At 57.9% G+C, this 18106-nt stretch carries 22 protein-coding genes; 5 read left to right on the top strand and 17 right to left on the bottom strand.

Annotated elements, in window-relative coordinates:
- Positions 1–11 precede the first annotated feature (11 nt).
- Positions 12–725 (bottom strand): DUF2071 domain-containing protein, encoded by a 714-nt coding sequence (locus V5N47_RS05670; RefSeq protein WP_338729896.1) that lies wholly within the window; start codon positions 723–725, stop codon positions 12–14.
- Positions 726–865: 140 nt separating this feature from the next.
- Here V5N47_RS05670 and V5N47_RS05665 point away from each other — a divergent pair, with 140 nt between their 5' ends.
- The gene (locus V5N47_RS05665; RefSeq protein ID WP_338729895.1) at positions 866–1696 is read left to right on the top strand and encodes a ZIP family metal transporter; all 831 of its coding nucleotides are present in this window, start codon (positions 866–868) and stop codon (positions 1694–1696) included.
- Here V5N47_RS05665 and V5N47_RS05660 read toward each other — a convergent pair whose 3' ends face one another.
- From V5N47_RS05660 to V5N47_RS05620, 9 genes are all read right to left on the bottom strand, one after another.
- Entirely contained in the window at positions 1697–2254 is a 558-nt protein-coding gene (locus tag V5N47_RS05660; RefSeq protein WP_338729894.1) for a metal-dependent hydrolase, read from the bottom strand.
- Between the two features lie 53 nt (positions 2255–2307).
- Positions 2308–2757, bottom strand: a complete 450-nt coding sequence (locus tag V5N47_RS05655) for a universal stress protein (RefSeq protein ID WP_338729892.1) — start codon at positions 2755–2757, stop codon at positions 2308–2310.
- Positions 2758–2832: 75 nt separating this feature from the next.
- Entirely contained in the window at positions 2833–3891 is a 1059-nt protein-coding gene (locus V5N47_RS05650) for a PAS domain-containing sensor histidine kinase (protein ID WP_338729891.1), read from the bottom strand.
- 142 nt (positions 3892–4033) lie between these two features.
- On the bottom strand, positions 4034–4621 hold the full coding sequence (locus V5N47_RS05645) for a response regulator (protein ID WP_338729890.1): 588 nt from the start codon (positions 4619–4621) through the stop codon (positions 4034–4036).
- The gene (locus V5N47_RS05640; RefSeq protein WP_338729889.1) at positions 4618–5802 is read right to left on the bottom strand and encodes a PAS domain S-box protein; all 1185 of its coding nucleotides are present in this window, start codon (positions 5800–5802) and stop codon (positions 4618–4620) included. The genes V5N47_RS05645 and V5N47_RS05640 overlap by 4 nt, the downstream gene beginning before the upstream one ends.
- Complete coding sequence (locus V5N47_RS05635) at positions 5799–6818, bottom strand: ATP-binding protein (RefSeq protein ID WP_338729888.1); 1020 nt, start codon at positions 6816–6818, stop codon at positions 5799–5801. Before V5N47_RS05635 ends, V5N47_RS05640 begins: the two co-directional genes overlap by 4 nt.
- 10 nt (positions 6819–6828) lie before the next feature.
- Entirely contained in the window at positions 6829–7233 is a 405-nt protein-coding gene (locus V5N47_RS05630) for an anti-sigma regulatory factor (RefSeq protein WP_338729887.1), read from the bottom strand.
- Between the two features lie 5 nt (positions 7234–7238).
- On the bottom strand, positions 7239–7586 hold the full coding sequence (locus tag V5N47_RS05625) for an STAS domain-containing protein (protein ID WP_338729886.1): 348 nt from the start codon (positions 7584–7586) through the stop codon (positions 7239–7241).
- A 35-nt stretch (positions 7587–7621) separates the two neighbouring features.
- Entirely contained in the window at positions 7622–8539 is a 918-nt protein-coding gene (locus V5N47_RS05620; protein ID WP_338729885.1) for an STAS domain-containing protein, read from the bottom strand.
- Positions 8540–8777: 238 nt separating this feature from the next.
- On the opposite strand from V5N47_RS05620, the gene V5N47_RS05615 reads away from it, so the two are divergent.
- Positions 8778–10178 (top strand): AMP-binding protein, encoded by a 1401-nt coding sequence (locus V5N47_RS05615; RefSeq protein ID WP_338729884.1) that lies wholly within the window; start codon positions 8778–8780, stop codon positions 10176–10178.
- 15 nt (positions 10179–10193) lie between these two features.
- Here the strand turns inward: V5N47_RS05615 and V5N47_RS05610 are convergent, their stop codons facing one another.
- The 3 genes from V5N47_RS05610 to V5N47_RS05600 form a co-directional block, all read right to left on the bottom strand.
- Positions 10194–11087: an amidohydrolase family protein gene (locus tag V5N47_RS05610; RefSeq protein WP_338729883.1), complete on the bottom strand. Its 894-nt coding sequence runs from the start codon at positions 11085–11087 to the stop codon at positions 10194–10196.
- 73 nt (positions 11088–11160) lie between these two features.
- The gene (locus tag V5N47_RS05605; protein WP_338729882.1) at positions 11161–11520 is read right to left on the bottom strand and encodes a group 1 truncated hemoglobin; all 360 of its coding nucleotides are present in this window, start codon (positions 11518–11520) and stop codon (positions 11161–11163) included.
- A 94-nt stretch (positions 11521–11614) separates the two neighbouring features.
- Entirely contained in the window at positions 11615–12268 is a 654-nt protein-coding gene (locus V5N47_RS05600) for a helix-turn-helix domain-containing protein (RefSeq protein WP_338729881.1), read from the bottom strand.
- A gap of 296 nt (positions 12269–12564) precedes the next feature.
- Between V5N47_RS05600 and V5N47_RS05595 the strand changes: the two genes are divergently transcribed.
- Complete coding sequence (locus V5N47_RS05595) at positions 12565–13308, top strand: plastocyanin/azurin family copper-binding protein (RefSeq protein WP_338729880.1); 744 nt, start codon at positions 12565–12567, stop codon at positions 13306–13308.
- Between the two features lie 18 nt (positions 13309–13326).
- Here the strand turns inward: V5N47_RS05595 and V5N47_RS05590 are convergent, their stop codons facing one another.
- The 4 genes from V5N47_RS05590 to V5N47_RS05575 all read right to left on the bottom strand — a co-directional run bounded on the left by V5N47_RS05590 (position 13327) and on the right by V5N47_RS05575 (position 16426).
- Entirely contained in the window at positions 13327–13770 is a 444-nt protein-coding gene (locus tag V5N47_RS05590) for a universal stress protein (RefSeq protein WP_338729879.1), read from the bottom strand.
- A gap of 187 nt (positions 13771–13957) precedes the next feature.
- Positions 13958–14410 carry a TRAM domain-containing protein gene (locus V5N47_RS05585; RefSeq protein ID WP_338729878.1) on the bottom strand — a complete coding sequence of 151 codons (453 nt, stop codon included), beginning with the start codon at positions 14408–14410 and terminating at the stop codon, positions 13958–13960.
- A 503-nt stretch (positions 14411–14913) separates the two neighbouring features.
- On the bottom strand, positions 14914–15351 hold the full coding sequence (locus tag V5N47_RS05580; protein WP_338729877.1) for a hypothetical protein: 438 nt from the start codon (positions 15349–15351) through the stop codon (positions 14914–14916).
- 454 nt (positions 15352–15805) lie between these two features.
- Positions 15806–16426, bottom strand: coding sequence for a hypothetical protein (locus tag V5N47_RS05575; protein WP_338729876.1), 621 nt, complete (start codon positions 16424–16426; stop codon positions 15806–15808).
- Positions 16427–16523: 97 nt separating this feature from the next.
- Between V5N47_RS05575 and V5N47_RS05570 the strand changes: the two genes are divergently transcribed.
- Both V5N47_RS05570 and V5N47_RS05565 read left to right on the top strand, forming a co-directional pair.
- Entirely contained in the window at positions 16524–16937 is a 414-nt protein-coding gene (locus tag V5N47_RS05570) for a winged helix-turn-helix domain-containing protein (protein WP_338729875.1), read from the top strand.
- A 440-nt stretch (positions 16938–17377) separates the two neighbouring features.
- A complete protein-coding gene (locus V5N47_RS05565) occupies positions 17378–17878 on the top strand; it encodes a hypothetical protein (RefSeq protein ID WP_338729874.1) in 501 nt (166 codons plus the stop codon).
- Positions 17879–18106: the final 228 nt, after the last annotated feature.

Raw genomic sequence — 18106 nt, 5'->3', positions numbered from 1 at the left:
ACCCCTCCACGCTATCTGACGCGCTTGCTCCCCGATGCAACCGTGTCCACGCCCGGGCTGTAGAGATACACCGGGTCGCTCGCCGGGTCGGCAAACCCGTTCGCCCGAAACAGACTGTTCGCACCCCATTCGACGGTCGCCTCCGTGAGCGGCCAGCGTTCGTGACTCACCGACGCGAAGCGGAGCTCCCCACTTGTGGCCTCGGTGTAGTAGCGATAGCGCTCGGTCAGAAATGCTTCGAGTGAGTCAGATTCCGCGCGGAACTGCTCGCCTGTCGACCGGTAGGTCACCTGAAATCGAACCGGGCGCGCGCCGGGGTGGACGCGCCGACACGAGAACGCGACTCTCTCGGCTGTAGTCGCGAGCGAGATTCGGGCGTAGTAGTACGGCAGGTGGTGAAACAGCCGCGCGCCAACCACGCCGAGGACGCCCTGTGCGTCGAGGCTGAAAAAGTAGACGCCCGGCTCGCCATCGTGGGTGACGTAGGTGCGCAAATTGAGCTCAGGCAGTCGAAACCCTGCGAATTGCGGCGTGCCCGCGGGACGAACGGCGACGTTCGTAAACGGGACGGCCGAGAGCCACGCCTGTCCGTCGAACGTGTCCACCGAAAGCGAATCGGGGAGATGGGCCGCGACGAGCGCAGGCTCTACCGGCCAGTTTGCGAACAGGACGTGGCGCCAGCCCATTGCAACGGGGAGTTGGAGGTGAGCGCACAGGGCGGTCATCTACGCAACGCTACCACGGCCGTGGGGAAAGCCCTTAGCGCGTTCGTGACGAGAGATGCCGCCAAATTGCGGTGACGGTTGGTTGTTTCACAACGATTTAATCGCTGGTTCGCAACCTTCTCGTATGACTAGGAGGGGCCATGGCGCTCGCTGATGAATTCATCCGGTTGTTCGGGTCTAACCCGGTTGTTCATGGGCTGATTGGTGGGCTGGTCATCGCCTCGCTCAACCTGCTCGGCGCGTCGCTGGTGCTTGTCTGGCGCAACCCCTCCGAGAAAGCACTCGACGGGGCACTCGGCTTCGCCGCAGGCGTCATGCTCGCGGCGAGTTTCACGAGTCTCATCATCCCCGGCATCGAGCAGTACTCGAACGGGAACCCGCTTCCCGTGCTCACAGGCGTCGTGCTCGGCGCGCTGTTTTTAGACCGCTCTGATATGCTCGTCCCCCACGCACACTACCTGCTTTCGGGACGCTCGCGTCCGGACGCCGCCCACCCCTCGACGAACTTGCCCGTAAATGACGAACGACTCTCCGGCGTCGTGCTGTTCATCCTCGCTATCACGCTCCACAACATGCCAGAGGGCCTCGCTGTGGGCGTTGGCTTCGGGAGTGGGAACATCGACACGGCAATTCCACTCATGCTCGCTATCGGCATCCAGAACATCCCCGAAGGGCTTGCGGTGTCGGTCGCCGCCATCAACGCCGGGTTAGACCGTCGCTTCTACGCCGCCTTCGCCGGAATTCGCTCCGGCGTCGTCGAAATCCCCCTCGCGGTGTTCGGCGCGTACGCCGTCCAGACCGTCTCCGCGCTGCTGCCCTACGCGATGGGCTTTGCCGCGGGCGCGATGTTGTTCGTCATCAGCGACGAAATCATCCCCGAAACCCACACTGGCGGCAACGAGCGCGTCGCCACTTTCGGGGTGATTTTCGGCGCCGTCGTGATGTTGTATCTCGACATCTCGCTTGCATAGTCACTCATCGCTCGCCTGCGCGTCTGCCCCGAGATGCTGTGTAAGCAATCCGAATCCAGGTCTCCCGTCCACCAACCAGAGAGCCAGCGCAAGCGCCGTGAGCACCAGTTCGAGGGCGAAATACGCAGACCACTCCATCGAGAGGAAGTGTGCGAGGATGCTCACGGATTCGTGTTCGTAGGGGGGAATCGGGAGCAGCGGCCACCCGAGATACGAGAGGAAGATAACCTTCCCTTCGAGAACGGGATAGAGGCCGTCGGTTGCGAGGTGCGAGAGGTAGCCAAGGCCAAACGCCCAGCCCACCTCCTCCCGCGAGAAGCGTCGTGCGACGGCCACGGCGATGGCAATTATCACAACCGCCGTGATGAGCGAATGGGCGAGCGACCGGCCGCTCGGGAGGATGCCGAGATTCCACCCCAGCGGCTTGTCGATGAGGTCTGGAAACTGCGTGCCGAGAGCGACGAAAAACACACCCACCCCGGAGATGGCTGCAACTCTAGAGCGATGATACAACGAGTACAGCAGATAGCCAACCGCGACGTGTCCCCAGGGCCACATGCGAGGGGCTACTCAGCCGGTGGGTTTACACATGTTGTTTACTCGCTGTCGATTTACTTCGCGTGGCGCACAATGTGGACGTCGTACTGCGGGTCGGCTGACACCGGCGCGCCGACGCTCGTGAGCGGCTGAGAGACGCGTCCGGCGTTTTCGCTGCCGATGAAGACGATGTCTGCATCGACCTCGGCTGCGACCTTCCTGACGGTGCGGACAATGTTCATCGTCACCGACGAGTACGGCTCGTCTTCTGGGTCGCGGGCGTGCTCGACGCGGAACGTCGCTTCGGGGGCGATGGCCTCGACGCGAGTGCGCAAGGTTTCGGTGAACGCCTCCGCATCGAAACTCCCGCCATCGGTCCAACCACGCTCTTCTGCGTAGGTTTCGTCGTCTGGAATGACGACGAGCACGACCACAGTTTTCCCAAACGCGTCGCCGAACTCTGCGGCTCGCTTCAAGGCGGTTTCGGCCAGCGCGGAGCCGTCGAAGGGAACGAGGAGTGTCATGTGTCAACCAATGTGGTGAAGTCTCTTTGTTCTTGTTGTCGCTGTCGGTACCTTGCGTTCTCCGCTCGTCTGCGCTCACTCAGTCGGTTCCGTTGTGAATTCAAACCGCGCACCGCCCGCTGTTCCTCCCTTGACGTCGATTTTCCAGCCGTGTGCCATCGCAATTTCCATGACGATTGCGAGTCCGAAGCCGGTTCCCTCGGAGTCAGTCGTGTACCCGGACTCAAACACGCGCTCGCGCTTGTCTGGCGGGATGCCGCGACCGGTGTCTTCGACGTAAAACCCTGCGTCGTTGTCGAGCCGGCCAACGTGCACGGTTACTGCTTCTTCGGAGCGTTCGTTCGCGCTGTTGGTCGCTGGTTGCTCGCCGGTCGAAGCGTGTTCGACACTGTTCCGGAACAAGTTCTCGAACAGCTGGGTGAGGCGGCTTACGTCGGCGTCGATTCGCGTGTCAGTGTCCACGACGAGTGTCGCCGTGCCGGTGTCAACGGTATCCCACGCGCGGCGTGCAACCGTGTCGAGCGTAACCGGCTGTGTCTCTTCGACCGCCTCGCCTTGTCGAGCCACCGCCAGGACGTCTTCGATGATGCGCTCCATCCGTTTTTGAGCGTTTGCAATCGCCTCGAAATGCCTTGACTCACCCGTCTCTTTTGCTATTTCGAGTCGGCCCATCGCCACATTCAGTGGGTTTCGTAAGTCGTGTGTGACCACCGTAGCAAACTTTTCGAGACGTTCGTTCTGGCGTTTCAACTTTTCCTCTCGGGCTTTGCGCGCTGTGATGTCACGAACGACCCCGATTGTTCCCACTGCTTCCCCATCTTCCCAGAGCACTGTGAGCGTGGCCTCTAACGGAACGCAGTCTCCGGATGCGGTCGTAATGGTCGCTTCGACCGTCTTGATGGCGTTCGTCTCTGTCGTAATGAGCTGCTGGATCGCCTGTTCGAACTGCTCTACGGCCGCCTCATCCAGCAGGATTGAGGGCTGTTTCTGGAGCAGATTTTCTCGATCGTACCCCGTAAGCTCAACGAAGCGGTCGTTTACCTTCACGTATCGGCCGTTCAAATCGAGGACGTAAACCCCGTCGCCCATCAGAGCGACTATCTGTTCGTAGAGTTCGATGGACTCGGAGGTCATGGTTGGGTACGTTCGTTGTGTGCAACTGGACCGAACACGCTACCGCAACTGCCCCCATGTTGTTCGTGGTGGGTCATATCACACATGAGTCACACCAGCCCCAGTCGTTCGTTGTGCAGTTCCAACGCCAGAATCTGTGCCCTCATTCTGTGTCAGTTTGTACCCCTCCTTGGATGATGAGGCTTCGAACATCGACGTCGGATAACGACTCCTCCGTCGAACGGAGCTGGACTTTCAACTCGGCCATCCGGGCGGTCAGTTGCGCGTACTCCTCGTTCTCTGCGAGATACCGGTCGTCCTTTTCGACCTCGAGCGTCGCCTTCGTTGAAATAAGCTGGTAGTACTCTTGTATCAGTTCGTCGTAGCTGGCAAGTTCTACGAGCTGGTCTACGGTTTCGAGTAACTCCGTTCGTGTGACGGGTTTCGTCAGGTACTCGTCGAATCCCATCTCGATGATATCGACATCGGGCGTGACGGCGGTCACCATGGCAACCCGGCAGTCGTACCCCTCCGCACGGATGGCTTTGAGCACTTCCTCTCCGGAGATGCCAGGCATCCGCCGGTCGAGGAGAACGACGTCGACCTCGTCGCTCATCAGTTCGAGCGCCGTCGCACCATCATGGGCCGTGTGGACGGTGTACTTAGACTCCAAGAACATTTCGAACAGGTCGGCGAGCGAGTGTTCGTCTTCGACGACGAGCACCGTCGAAAGTTGACTATCGGATGTCATGGTTGATTCGGTGTGTGTTGTTCGTTCCAGCCCGGCTGGGCTGCTTCTGGCGTAAGTACGGGGACGGCCATCGAGACGAGCGTTCCCTCCGGGTCGCGCCGCTGAACGGACAGCTTGCCGCCGAGACTATCAACAACCCATGAGGTGAACCAGAGCCCGACACCGCTCGAGTGGGCAAGTGGAGTCTCCGCACCGACCTGGATGACTTCGAGCTCTTGGTCGGGGATTCCCGGGCCGTCGTCTGCGACTTTGACCCACACTTGGTCGTCGTCGATCTCGGCCGAGACGGTGATGGTCGTCCCATCGCCGGTGTGCTTTGCGGCGTTTTCTATCACCTCCTGGATGGCAACGCCGAGTCGTCGGCCGACGACGATTTCCTCCTCGGGCACGGAGCTGGTCAGCGTCGTCTCCGGGTAGGTTTGTTCGAACCATGCCTCGTGGTGTGAGAGCAACTCGGCGAGTGGACTCTTGTACAACCGACTCTGGTCAAGGATGTCCTGGACCCGTCGGACTTTGCTGCTCAACTCCAGTATCTCGTCTATCGTCTCTCGAATCTGGAACACGTTCGCTTCGAGGGGAGAGCCCGAGACCTCGTCGTACAGCAGGTCTGCGTGGCCCTGGATGATGTTCCCGTCGTTGCGGAGGTTGTGTCGGAAAATCCGCGTGAGAACCTGCAGGCGCTGTTCACGGCGCTTTCGCTCCGTCACGTCGCGCAAGGCGGCGAGCAGCAACGACTGACCGTTTAGGGTGACCATCGACGCGGAGATGTCTACATCGACCTTTCGCCCGTCTTTGGTGCGGCAGGTGAACCCGTCGGCCCAGCCGTGGACGACCGCCTCTGCGAACGTGTGAGACCGGTCGCTCTCGTCGGGGAAGATGTCAGCCGGTGACAGCGTCATAATCGTCTCTCGGTCGTATCCAAGGAGGGTGCACGCCTGCGGATTCGCCTCGTGGATGGTGTCCTGATCCGGTTCGATGAGGAGGATGCCGTCGGTGCTCTCTTCGAAGATGGTTTGATATCGCTCTCTCGCATTCTCGAGTTCGAGCGTCAGCGCGACCATCCCTTCGTTGGTCTCCGCCAGCTCCGCCTCTAGCCCTCGAATCCGCGACCGCGACTCGCGGAGTTCGGCTCGAAGCTCCTTGTTCGTCGCTTCGTCGCGGGCCGGTACGTCTTCGGTCATGGCGTCGCCTCCGTGATGACGAGTACGGTGGCGTCGTCGTCGTGGGTCGAGAGGGTCGTGAGCAGGTCGTCTGCGATGGCGGTCACCGATTGCCCGTCGCGCAGCGAGAACTCGTCACACTGCCAGTTCGAGCGCAGCCCGTCTGAGTGCACCACCATGACGGACGCCGGACTCCAGTCCCACTCAGCGATCACGGGTGCGGGTGCGTTTCCACCGAGGACGCCCCGCTTGGGGGTGAGGTGGCGCGATTTGGGCGAGTGACAGACTCGGAGGGTGATGTTGCCGACGCTGCCGAGCGTGACGGTAGCGGTGTTCCAGTCGAAGCGCGCGAGGAGCATCACCACACCGCGCGTGTTGCGACAGGCGCGCTCGACCCCTTCGAAGATGTCGGAAAGCGGCTGGGTGGAGTGCGTCCGAACGTACTGTTGGGCCGCACTCGATGCCTGGTGTGCCGCTTCGCCGTGGCCGAGCCCATCGATCACTCCGACGAGCGTCGTTTCGGCGCCGTGCTCTATGAGGAACGCGTCGCCGTTCTGGTCGTGCCCTGGCATCGCTCGCGTCGCCGCACCGACAACGATTGGCGGCGCGGAATAGACCGACGACGCCGATTGCCACCGCGTTGCGACTACCTCGAAGCCGGCTTCGCGGTCGCCGTCTGATTCGATGACGACAGTGTCCATGAGGCGATAGATCGCGCCGAGCCCGCCGCCCAGACTCCCCGACGTCGAGTATCCGTCGACGACCGCCTGGCCGACGTCGGCGATTCCGGGGCCCGTATCGTTCGCGTATATCTCGATACCTGTCCGCTCGCCGTCCGTCTGGAGGGTGAGGGTGATGGAGCCCGCACCGGCGTGTTTGACGATGTTCGACGCCAGCTCGTGGACGACGAGAACGACCTCTTCGACGGTCGTTTCGTCGAACTCGATTCGTTCGAGGGTGGCTCTCGTCTCTCGTCCGGCGAGGACGACATCGGCGTCATCCGCAACCTGCACCGTAGTGGCATCTGGATGCGTCATTGGAGATCTCTCATGGCCGGTATTTTCGGATGGTTATCGTCGTCCCGTTCTCGGCGCTCGTTTCGATGTCGAATTCGTCCATCAGCTTCTGCGTCCCTGAGAGTCCGTGGCCCATCCCACCGGAGGTCGTGTAGCCCTCGTCGAGGGCGCGATCGACGTCCGAAATTCCCGGCCCATCGTCGTCGAAGGCAATTTCGACGAACCGTCGGGTCCCGTCGATTCCGGTGTGCCAGCGCATCGTCCCGGTTTCGGCGTACAGAAAGACGTTCCGGGCGAGTTCTGAGACCGCCGTCACGATGCGTGTGGTGTCGGTCAACCCGAATTCGATGGTGGTCACGACCTCCCGAATCGTCGTCCTCGCGGTGACGATGTCGGCTTCGGAGGCGATTTCGAGGCTTCCTTTTTCAGTCGTCATAGCAGTCATTTCGGAAGGCCACTGACGATATCCAACGCCGCATCGGTACTAAGCGCGGTATCGATATCACCGAGACTGAAACCGAGTTCGGTCGCCGTGATGGCGATTGCGGGACTGATGCCGACGAGAACCGGGTGAACTCCCATCAACTCCACCATCTTTGCGGTTTCGACGATGGTCCGCGCGAGGAAGGAATCGACTGTTTGGACGGGCGCGACGTCGAGAATGACTCCGTCGATGCGTTCTGTGTCTGCTTGGTCGATACGGGTGAGGATGCTCTCTTGCAACTCGTCGATGGTACTGTCCGTCGGGTGGGCCGGAAGCGCGGCGATGAGGTTCTCGCGAACCTGCATGACGCTCAACTGTTGATTAGTAGACATATGGGCGCTCAGCTGGCCTCAATCGTCGCGCTGGGGTCGTCTTGAATGAGGTTAAGTCCGAGTTCTAATCCCGCACTCAACGACGATTTTGTCTTGATGTCGTCCAGCGTAATTCCGAGATGAACGAGTGTCTGTGCAATCTCGGGGTTGATTCCCGTAATGATAATCTGGCTGCCCAACAGCGAGACGGCGTTGACCGTGTCGATGAGATGTTGTGCGGTCGCAGTGTCTATGTTTGCCACGCCTGTGATGTCCAAGAGGGCGACCCCCGACTCGTTTTCTGTGAGTTCAGTGAGCAGCTCTTCGGTGAGCCGCTGGGCGCGCGTGGTGTCGAGCGTGCCTACCACCGTCGCGAGGGTGATGCCTTCCCAGATCTGGACGATTGGCGTAGACAGTTCGAGGATGGCTTCGGCCTGAGCCGTTGCCTTTTGTTCGAGTCGCTTCTGTTTGGTGATGTCGGTGACATAGCCGAACACCTCACCTTCCGAGAACGTGCCGGAGATCAGGACGTCGATTGTGTTGTTGTCGTTCGTGACGAGGGTCGTCTCGAACCCCTCTACTGTGCCGTTTTCCAGCAGCAGTCGTTGAAAGGTTTCCTCGTCTTCGGGATTGACGTGTTCAATCACTGCTCTCTCTTCGTGGAGGTGCTCGGGTGAATCGAACGAGAGGATGTTGGCGAGTGATTCGTTCACGTAGAAGTCAACCGACTCCGCTGTTGAATCACGCAATTGCTCGGCATCGACGCTTGCTTGAAAGACACCGATAGGGGCATTTTCAATCAGATTTTGATAAGAGGGATCGCTCATTGACATGTTACGTTCCTGTTTATCTATACATTGTTGTGTATTGACTGTTTCCCCGCCTTCACCCCCGAACGTCGGATCGGTGCCGAGCCACTCCCAATCGAATTCGTCGATGTCCTCCACACCGTGGCGAACAACTGACACACTTAGGTTGCTCCCAATAGCTATTCGACCCGCTGGTATCGACATCTTCAGCGGGTCGGAAAGGGAAAAAACTGTGTCGAACTGCTTTGACGCTACCTGTCGTACCCCACTCTCTATGGGGTGGTGCGAACCCTAATCCCGGCAACCCATGCGCAAAGATAGCATTTGACGTGGAAATGACAAAATAAGCTAAATAACTGCTCATGGCAGTTCTATCATGGCTGAATACCCACATAGACTGCATCGATCGGTTGATTTCGAGGAAATCGAGAAGGAGTATCCTCCTCCGGAGGATTTTCTCGCGGACAATGGCTTCTTCTACGCCTCGCGTGAGGAAATCCGCGAACGGAAAGAACAGCGGCTCAAATGGAAGGTCGAACAAGCGTGGGAGATCCCATTTTACCGACGACGGTGGGAGGACGCGGGCATTACACCCGACGACATAAACGGCCTTGCGGACATCAACAAAATTCCGATTTACACTATCGAGGACATCAGAGAGAGCATCGAGCGAGACCCACCCTACGGAGATTACCAGGGTGCGCAGCTTCACAACCCTGAGGACGCACCCCTCCGGATGTTCATGAGCGGAGGGACGACCGGTGCGCCGCGCCCACAGATTTTCACCGCCGACGAACGCGTGATTCAGGCACTTTCGATTGCCCGGGCGATGTATATGCACGGCATCCGCCCCGGCGACGTGGCGCTCAACACCTGGGCGTTTTCGACCCACAACGGCGCGTGGATCGTCGACTACGGTTTCTACCACTGGCTTGGCGTGACGGACATCACCACGAGCACGGGGACCGTCACCCCGAGCACTGAGCAGCTTGAACACGCCCGGCGGTGGGACGTAGACACCATCTACGCATTCCCGTCGTATCTGCTCAGACTCGCTGAGGTCGCAGAACAACAGGGCTACGACCCGAAAACCGACTTCAACCTCAAGACGATCTCCACCTACGGCCCAAAAAACGAACGCGACCTCGTCGAGGAGGCGTGGGGCGTGCCGGTGTACAACAACTACGCCTTCCACGAGGTCAACACGATTTCCGCCTCGTGTGAAGAACGCGCCGGAATGCACATCTTCGAAGACCTATTCCACATCCAGATTGTCGATTCGGAGACCGGCGAAGAGGTCGAACCGGGCGAAATCGGGGAAATCGTCGTGACCGAACTGTACAAAACCGGCGCGCCACAGGTTCGGTACAACATCAAAGACCTGTCTGCCAAGGTTGAAACACCGTGTGCCTGTGGGAGCAACATGCACCGCCTCACGGACTTTCTGGGTCGTGGCGACAACATGGTCAAGGTTCGGGGAATCAACGTCTGGCCCGAAGCAGTCGGGCAGGTGCTCACCGACCACGAACGCACCTCTTCAGAGTACTTCATCTTCGCCGATGCAGACAAGTTGCGCAACACGACGCTCACCGCACTGGTCGAACGCAAATCGGGCAATTCGTCCAACATCCCCGAACTCGAAGCCGAACTCGAATCCCTGCTCAAAGCGGAGTTCGACGTCGCAATCGGCGTCGAGGTGAAAGCGCCCGGCGAGTTGGCCGACCTCACGAAAATCGGGCAGAAAACGAAAATTGACCGGTTCGAAGACCGACGCTAACGGTCGGAACAGGGTCTACAGGTCTGCCCCGTCGAACTGCCCCAAGATATTCACAGCGTTGTCGTGATAGATGCCTTCGAGTTGGTCTCGACTCAGGTCGAGTTCCTCCCACGCCTCGTACAATTCGTCGTGCGAGAAGATGGGATAGTCCGAGGCGAACATGATTTTTCCCTGGAAGCCAGGTCGGTGTTCGATGCTCTGTTTGAGTTCTTCTGGCCACCAGCGCGGACTCCAGCCGTGGAGTTCGTACCCGACGATGTTCTCTTTGTGGATGAACGTCGCGATGGCCTCGCTCTGCCACGGCCACGCCGGACGGCCGATGATGATTTTCATCTCCGGGAACTCTGCAGCCAGCTTATCGACGTGTTTCGGATGGCAGTACTGCAGTATTCGCCCGTCACCACCCGGATGTCGCGCCCCGATTCCCGTGTACCCGAGTTGGACGTGGACGGGCGCATTGTGTTCGAGACAGAGTTCGTAGAAGGGATGATACGCCTCGTCCGACGCCGCGGTGTTTGTGGACGAGCCGTTTACAGTGAACCCCACGAGTCCCATGTCCAATTCCGTGAGACAGCGCTCGAACTCGGAGAGGGTGTCCTCGTTCGGGTCGACCATGATCCACTGGCCGATGAAGACGTCTCGGTTCTCGCTGATGATTCGCGCGGTGTCGTCGTGGAGTTCGCGGACCTCTTCGATGGGCAGGTCGGTTGTACACCCGATGTTTATCATCGTCCGGACGCCCGCTGCTCTGAGGTCTTCGAGCATCTCTTCTTCGGTGCCCAACTCGACCTCTCGGCGGAAGTTGACGGTCGCTCGCTCCCGGTCTTCCGCTGTCCTGAACACGTAGGCCTCGTCCGTCGAATAATGGCAGTGGACGTCCAGCACTTGCATCTCGTTACCTAATGTCATACCCGATGAGGCATCTCCATTAAGAAAAATCCATACGTCACTCGCAAGTGTGACCCACGCCACTTCTCCCGCCTCACGCGCCGATAATCGGTGCTTTGAGTCCTTCGACCTTCGACATGATGCCCGTGACAGCGTCCTCCGCAACGCCATTTTCTCGCAGAGCGCGTTCGAGATGCGTGCCAACGGCATCGAAGTCAGCCTCGTCGATATCGAGGTGTGCGTGCGCTTCTCGCATGTCTGCTCCCGCGTATTCGACGGGGCCACCGGTGACTGAACTGATGAACTGAACCTGGTGGGCTCTGAGTGCGTGCATGTCCATCCCTTCGAAGTAGTCCACGAGTTGGTCGTCTGCGAGCACGGCGGAATAAAAGTCTTCAACGACGTTCTCGATTGCCTCTCGTCCGCCGATTTCTCGGTATACGGTCTGGGACATTGACTAGGTGTGTCTCGTCTCCGAATGGGGATACGCCCTCTTGCTAAGCTATTCGGGTCTTTATGGTCTCGTGGTAAGGGGGTTCACACCACGCTCACGCCCCCTCAGAACCGGCAAGGAGCTGGTCGAGCAGTTTCTCCTGTGCGACGGCGAGGTGTTCGCTAAACGTCGCGACCGAAATTCCGAGTGCTGTGGCCACGGCCGTCGAGTCAGCTTGCTTTGGCTGGTCGAAATACCCCATCTCGTGGGCGGTCTGCAGCACTTCGAACTGACGGGTGGTGAACGCGGTTCGGTCGACGACTATGAGCGCGGATCGGTCGTCTGTTGTCGTTTGCGCCAGTCGTTGCACGCGAACGCTAGTACAACACGCATTCAGGTCTGTGACGACAGATTGGACTGTCTCTATGTCCGGTGCAAGAAACGTCACTACAAGCGCCCCCGACGCAGCGCGGAGTGCTCGGATCGGACATCCGGTGTCAGGGATACGTCCACACGGACAGTCACCACTTTCGTTCGTGTACCTGTACACCGAGTGGCCGCCGTCACGGAAGACGAGCTCCGCCTGTGTGGATTCGGCTGCAGACGCTGCGTCGTGGTCTATCGTGACTTCACCGACGATTCCACCGCCTGCGACGTCAGCTCGGCGGTCAGTGGTGATCGACTCGATCTCGAAGTCCTCGCTCAAGGAGGCAACGGGACATGCATCGACACCGCGGACAACCAGCCGGACGTGGATTCCAGCGCCCATTGGCCACTCTTTCGGACGCATGGATAAATGGGTCGTGACTTCTGCTGATTACGGGCATTCTCTCTACTATCTGATGTTTTCCTAGTAGTGAGGTCACTGCACTCGACCGTCCGATTAGACAAGTCTCCTGACCACAATTCTATCTAACAACTTTTGTAGATACACTTTCTCCAAAGCGCACTCAACCAGAGTAGGGAGTGCAATTTTCCGTTTAAACAACTCGTTCCATTTATTATACATTAATGGGTCATGTCCGGTCATAACTTTCCACCGGTTGCTCGAAGGTTCACAGTGAGATGAGGCCTGAAACCGACACGATAGATGACTTGACACTCAGTGACGCAGAACTCATCGCTGCACTGAAGAATCATGGGGTGAGCCGCCGACTCCTGATGAAGGTGTTCGGTGCGGGCGCTGCCCTTTCAATGTTCGGTGGGACCGCAGCGGCACTCCCCGACTCGCGGCAAGGGGCGAAAATCGATGAAACCTACGGGGCCCCGTATTCAGCAGCTGACAACGTTCCTTCGGGGCTCGTAGACCACACGGTCACGCTCCACATCCATGAGGGGCCAGCCAACCATTCAGACTTCCCGCTCGACGAGGACGGAGCCGAAATCCCTGTGGAGACCTTTTTCGATCCTGTTGGTCTTCACGTTCGTCCGGGTGAGGTCGTCAATTTCCACATCCACAACGGGCTGCACACCGTGACGTCTTTCCACCCGAAGTTCAGCGAACCACCCTTCTTCACTCTGCCAGACCGCGTGGCGACGGACTACGGGTTCACCTCGCCACCCGTGACACCCGGCGATTCCTGGCTGTATCGGTTCACCACACAGGGCGTGTACGACATCCTCTGTCTGCCGCACCTCGAACTCGGAATGGTCATGCGAGTCGTCGTCTCTGGCGACAGCAACGTCCCCGCTGACACCTACGGCCCGCTCCCCATCCCGAACGCCGGCGACGTACTCGGCGCACCGGAACTGACCCCGGCAAACATCGTGAGCGAAGGGTCGGTCGCGTGGGAAGACCTGTCGCTGTAAGCAGCCACTTTCTTGTTTTTACGGAATGAGTGCAATCTCTGCTTGCGGACTCACTTCTACGATTTCGACGTCCGGTGTGAGGCATTCACGGAGGTAGTCTGCGACGACGACCTCGTTGCCCGTAACGCGACTGAGTAGCTTCCGCCACGTTGGGCGTTGATTCGCGCCAACGACGACCATCGTTGCAGCCGACTGGGCGGCCTCTTCGAGGATGACGTCCTCAACGAGGAAGCCGCGTCGGGTGAGCACCGTCGCTGCGACCCCATCGAGTAGCGGTGAAATCGCGCGTCTAATCTCGTCGATCTGGGTTTTATCACTCGTTTGGAACAGGTTGACGTGTAATACGACAAGTTCTGCGGACGCGGTCTCTCGAGCGATCTGTGCAGCGAACGTCAGGGTTCGGGCACTCTGTTCAGTAAGTGGATATCTGATGGGGACGAGGATGGTTGTACGGTCGGTCATGGCTGTCCTCCTGCAGGGGATTGCTCCCGCAAACTGGAGTCTCTTGCATTCACCAAATGCACGCCGAGAATATAAGTATGTTGAACAGTCTCTAAATGTTACTATTAGTCGTGTGGCACTCACGAACTAGGGTGTTGACTGGGCTCCTCTCGAGCGTGGCAACAGGTATTTCAGGGACCGTGATTGCTCACTCGTAATAACTCAGGCGCTTTTCAACTTCGCCAAAGGCAACGTTCGTGCGCACCTCAGTAATTTTGACCCGTACTCGTTCGCCTTTTTCTGTGTCGGGGACGATGACGACAAACCCGCGTTCGATACGGGCGATGCCGTCACCTTGGTCCCCCAGACTCTCGATTTCCACCGTGCGCTGCTCACCTACTTGGACCGGTTGTTCCGGATAGGAAGCCGCAGACGGTGCTGACCGTTGTGTTGATTCCGTCTCACAGTGCTCACGCCCTGACGCCGACGGCTCGGAAACGATCGCCACGCGATACGTTTTGCCCGCTTCGAGGTCGCCTACGCGAAGCTCTTGTTCTGGAACTTCGATATGGTACGACTCTCCGTGCGTTTCGATTTGTGCAGAAAACAGGCACTGAAATTCCTCCAAAAATTCCATTTGTATAGCCTCTTGGGTCAGCAATTTGAGGGATAAACCTTGTAGTTACCGCTTGGGATTTGCCGCTCGTTTTTCTGCTATACTGCTATATTGATTCAGTACAGGTTTCTCTTGGTCTCCGACTCCGACGGGGAGTCTCTAGATTTTCACAATCTCTTTCTCTCCTGCGGTTTTTCGTTTCGGATTGTGAGTAGGGTACATCAAAGCAGCTTCTTCAAAATCGCGTTACGTACCTCGATTTGGGATTTTTCACGCTCCCGGAATTCCTGATGCATGCGTTCACGCAACCCCAATCCGACCTAGTTCCCATCGTGGGTGATTTTCAACTCTCTTCCGGTCAATACGTCCGATTATGAAACTGGAACGAGTCCCTTAGCATTGCCTAGGTATCTGTTGATTCATGCTACACGCCTGAATCCGAGTATGAACACACTCCAACAGGGTCAGTGACGAACAGTGGTCTGAAATCTGCGGGTTTCCCTGTAGAAATTCGCGTGAATTGAACCGGTTCGACGCCTCCGAAGTCCTCACGACCGGGGTATCGACCGTCCAGTGGTGCTCGGTGGCTGCGTCTCACGGAGCCAGAATCCCGCAAGCAGAAACAACAGTGCTGCTGGTGCGACCAACAGACCGATACTGGCGAGGCCAAAGACCGTCAACGCAAGGAGGGCAATTGCAGCCACCCACACGAGTATGCGGCGCTCACGCCACGCGCCATAGCCTCCCAGAAGGGCGAACCCAAGGATGAACACCGACCAAAAAAAGAGGATGGGCTCTGCCCCCTCCACGCCAAGGAGATAGTCGATTCCAACTGCTCCCTGAACCGGGGTACACTCGCCGCCAATCGTGCACACTTCGCCCGTTCCAAGCGGGAGGAACATGATGACGAGCGACAGGAGCACGCCGACTCCCGACCCAAGAAGTCCGACGCTAGTTCCCCTCGATACCCGGGATTTACTTGACATGCTACTTCTAGGCGACGCGAAATCTTAACGATTCTTTAGGGTTGGTGGCGCGTTCAAAAGGGCTTTTTCGAGGAGTTTCGCCCGACCACGTTTCCGGTCAGGCGGAGAAGAACTGGTATGACGGTGTTCGATTGCGTTGACGCGGTGGCCACACACGGTGTTTCCGGAACGAGACGAGTGGCGGAAGTAGACTAATGCTGTCTCTGGCCGACTGGTCGGTATGGGGGCGTACACTGGAACGACTGCGCTTACCGAGGAACTCAGTGACTGGCGACGCAACGTGGCCGCGCTCCTCGTCGTCGCCGCTTCACTTTTTGGTGCGATTTGGTCGGGTCGAAAGAGGCGTACTACGGTGCGTTGCTGGTCATTTTCACCGTCTGGATGGGGTGGTTCGTCCTCACTGCCATCGAATGGCTCAAACGCGCTGATTTCTGATTCCTCGAGGTATCTCCAGTCAAGCTAATCGATTGAGCTCACCTCGGCGTTCTCGCTGCATAATACTCCCTGCAAAGAATCGTAGTTTCTCGACGAGTTCTGCCTCCGTCTCGTATGTTTCAACCCGCAGATCCCACCGTACCCGCGCCGACCGAATCATCGCACTCGTCACGTTGTCCTCGTGGACGAACGTTAGCCGGTCACCGTGCGTTTCTGAAAGCGCCTCAAGGATACTCCCCGCCTCTTCTCCGATACCGAAGTTGTGCCCAAGAAACGGGAGCACGAATGCCGTTGCGTTACTGCACCTCGTGTACTCGATACTCTGGGTTGCCGCATCCACGTCATCAGTATCTACATCGACGTCGAGAGCCAGAAACGCGTTAATGCCCGGTGTCACTCGAAGCTCGCCCTGCACTCGCCGCAACAACGCCTGCGCTTCATCAATCGTGTCCTTACTCTGGAAGAGGCGGCGCAACGGTCCTGGAAGGTCTTCCACGTCGAACTTTCGACGCTCCTTTTCGCTGAGCACGTAATTGAGATTGAACGACTTGTACGGGCCCATAATGTAGAAAAGAAACCGGTCGTACCTCACGTGACCCAATTGGTCGACGAGTAGGTCGCGTGTGATTTCTACAGGCATACTCGACCATCTCTGCAAGAGTATTTAAAAACTGGTCTTTTTTAAAATGTTTGGCTTGAGAAAACCTAAGCGTCTCGTACCCGTACTCCCACGTACGATGGCGACGAATCATGGACAGCCGGTCGATAATGGAGTCCCAGAAGATCCAGCGGACCTCCTTCCGGAAAATAGCGTCCTCACGCTCGACGAGTACCTTGCAATGCACGCAGCAGTCGGGCATCGAACCCGCTACGAGATACTGTACCGACTTGTCCATGGCGGTGACCGGAGCCCCAAAGAACTCGACGCTGAGCTAACGATCGACGATAGCACCCTGCACTACCATCTCAACAAACTCGTCGATGTCGGCCTCGTCGAGAAGCGTCAACGCACGGAACGTGGCCAAGACGGTCTGTATACCTATTACCGCGCGACCGTCTTCGGTGAGGTGACGCTTTCAGAAGGAGTGGATACCCTCATCCGCGGTGAACAGGAATTCGATGCGCTGTACAACAGTTCCACTGAGAACTGAACCATGGTGAACTACTCGTTCCAAACCACTGTACCGACATTCGTGCGCCTGCTGGCTACAATTCGTCACTGCTCGTGTCACTGTTAGGGCGAACAGTATCTCGGCCTGGTCGTTGGTTCCGCCTGTATCACATGACTGCATGATTGCACGGAGGACGCCCACGCCTTCAGCCGTGAGTTACTGACTTTCCGTGCTGGGAGTGTTATCGGAGTGGGGAGACGGAACTGCCCGACTAGCCGCCTTCTTCGCACGTGTTTCCTCTGAGGACTCTACGTGATTCCCACCTCTGTGCGAGGTCAAAATGGTCAACTTTCACTTAGTACACGAAAATTTTATTAATGAAATTAACACATTTCATTTTACGATGGATTGTCATTCCATCACGTATCGGCCCCTCTCAAAAATGATACTCACCCACCCGCACTCAGCGTCCGCTACCCATGTGTGAAACCTGCGTTTCTACCCTCGACCTCTTCCCGGAAGTCACGGTCCATGTCGGCTACGATGACGCGCTTTCAGACGAACTGGACAAGCTCCTCGAAGGCGATATTGTTATCGAATCGGAGACGAAGTACCGCCTCTCGCAAGCCGAGTGGTTCGACCTCTGGGACTCGCTTTCTCGGAAACTCCCCGATGAGCACGCAATGGGGAAAGATCCTGCCCGGACGATGGAGTGTGCCTACTGCAAACGATCGCTCGTCCCCATTCCTGCGATTGACACAGACTGCATGGTCTGTGGGAAATCAAAAGTCGAGACCACCATCCGACTCGCAGCCGGCGAATCACCGATTGACCGAGACGAATACGAGCAAGAACTGGCAGCTGACGACCCAGAAGACCCCCTCGTTCTCGCTCTCAGATCGGCCTTGATTTGTCCTGAAGGCCACTGGGTGTGTACGGACTGTTTGGTGAACAGGCGAGCGATGCTCACTCTGCAGTGACTGTTACGAGCAGTCAGGCTGTTCACTGAGCGCATTGGTTCAGCCGTTCGCGCTCCATTCGGTATCAGTCTGGCACTCACTCTCTGTCGCTACTGCACAGACGGGTGGTGAGAACATACGAAATGTACTCTCATTCTGGTGTAAGAATTGGGCTTACGTCCCCCACAAAGACATACGAAATGTACTCCCTCAATTCCGATTTCAACCCCATTCGAATTACGTGTGTTA

The organism is Haladaptatus sp. DJG-WS-42 (assembly GCF_037198285.1).
Lineage (GTDB): Archaea > Halobacteriota > Halobacteria > Halobacteriales > Halococcaceae > QDMS2.
This window is presented reverse-complemented; position numbering and strand designations above follow the sequence as displayed.

What these genes read in the sequence shown, in the direction of transcription:
- V5N47_RS05670 (WP_338729896.1), bottom strand. Translation starts at nt 725, where the DNA reads ATGACCGCCCTGTGCGCTCACCTCCAACTCCCCGTTGCAATGGGCTGG.
- V5N47_RS05665 (WP_338729895.1), top strand. Translation starts at nt 866, where the DNA reads ATGGCGCTCGCTGATGAATTCATCCGGTTGTTCGGGTCTAACCCGGTT.
- V5N47_RS05660 (WP_338729894.1), bottom strand. Translation starts at nt 2,254, where the DNA reads ATGTGGCCCTGGGGACACGTCGCGGTTGGCTATCTGCTGTACTCGTTG.
- V5N47_RS05655 (WP_338729892.1), bottom strand. Translation starts at nt 2,757, where the DNA reads ATGACACTCCTCGTTCCCTTCGACGGCTCCGCGCTGGCCGAAACCGCC.
- V5N47_RS05650 (WP_338729891.1), bottom strand. Translation starts at nt 3,891, where the DNA reads ATGACCTCCGAGTCCATCGAACTCTACGAACAGATAGTCGCTCTGATG.
- V5N47_RS05645 (WP_338729890.1), bottom strand. Translation starts at nt 4,621, where the DNA reads ATGACATCCGATAGTCAACTTTCGACGGTGCTCGTCGTCGAAGACGAA.
- V5N47_RS05640 (WP_338729889.1), bottom strand. Translation starts at nt 5,802, where the DNA reads ATGACCGAAGACGTACCGGCCCGCGACGAAGCGACGAACAAGGAGCTT.
- V5N47_RS05635 (WP_338729888.1), bottom strand. Translation starts at nt 6,818, where the DNA reads ATGACGCATCCAGATGCCACTACGGTGCAGGTTGCGGATGACGCCGAT.
- V5N47_RS05630 (WP_338729887.1), bottom strand. Translation starts at nt 7,233, where the DNA reads ATGACGACTGAAAAAGGAAGCCTCGAAATCGCCTCCGAAGCCGACATC.
- V5N47_RS05625 (WP_338729886.1), bottom strand. Translation starts at nt 7,586, where the DNA reads ATGCAGGTTCGCGAGAACCTCATCGCCGCGCTTCCGGCCCACCCGACG.
- V5N47_RS05615 (WP_338729884.1), top strand. Translation starts at nt 8,778, where the DNA reads ATGGCTGAATACCCACATAGACTGCATCGATCGGTTGATTTCGAGGAA.
- V5N47_RS05610 (WP_338729883.1), bottom strand. Translation starts at nt 11,087, where the DNA reads ATGACATTAGGTAACGAGATGCAAGTGCTGGACGTCCACTGCCATTAT.
- V5N47_RS05605 (WP_338729882.1), bottom strand. Translation starts at nt 11,520, where the DNA reads ATGTCCCAGACCGTATACCGAGAAATCGGCGGACGAGAGGCAATCGAG.
- V5N47_RS05600 (WP_338729881.1), bottom strand. Translation starts at nt 12,268, where the DNA reads ATGGGCGCTGGAATCCACGTCCGGCTGGTTGTCCGCGGTGTCGATGCA.
- V5N47_RS05595 (WP_338729880.1), top strand. Translation starts at nt 12,565, where the DNA reads ATGAGGCCTGAAACCGACACGATAGATGACTTGACACTCAGTGACGCA.
- V5N47_RS05590 (WP_338729879.1), bottom strand. Translation starts at nt 13,770, where the DNA reads ATGACCGACCGTACAACCATCCTCGTCCCCATCAGATATCCACTTACT.
- V5N47_RS05580 (WP_338729877.1), bottom strand. Translation starts at nt 15,351, where the DNA reads ATGTCAAGTAAATCCCGGGTATCGAGGGGAACTAGCGTCGGACTTCTT.
- V5N47_RS05575 (WP_338729876.1), bottom strand. Translation starts at nt 16,426, where the DNA reads ATGCCTGTAGAAATCACACGCGACCTACTCGTCGACCAATTGGGTCAC.
- V5N47_RS05570 (WP_338729875.1), top strand. Translation starts at nt 16,524, where the DNA reads ATGGCGACGAATCATGGACAGCCGGTCGATAATGGAGTCCCAGAAGAT.
- V5N47_RS05565 (WP_338729874.1), top strand. Translation starts at nt 17,378, where the DNA reads ATGTGTGAAACCTGCGTTTCTACCCTCGACCTCTTCCCGGAAGTCACG.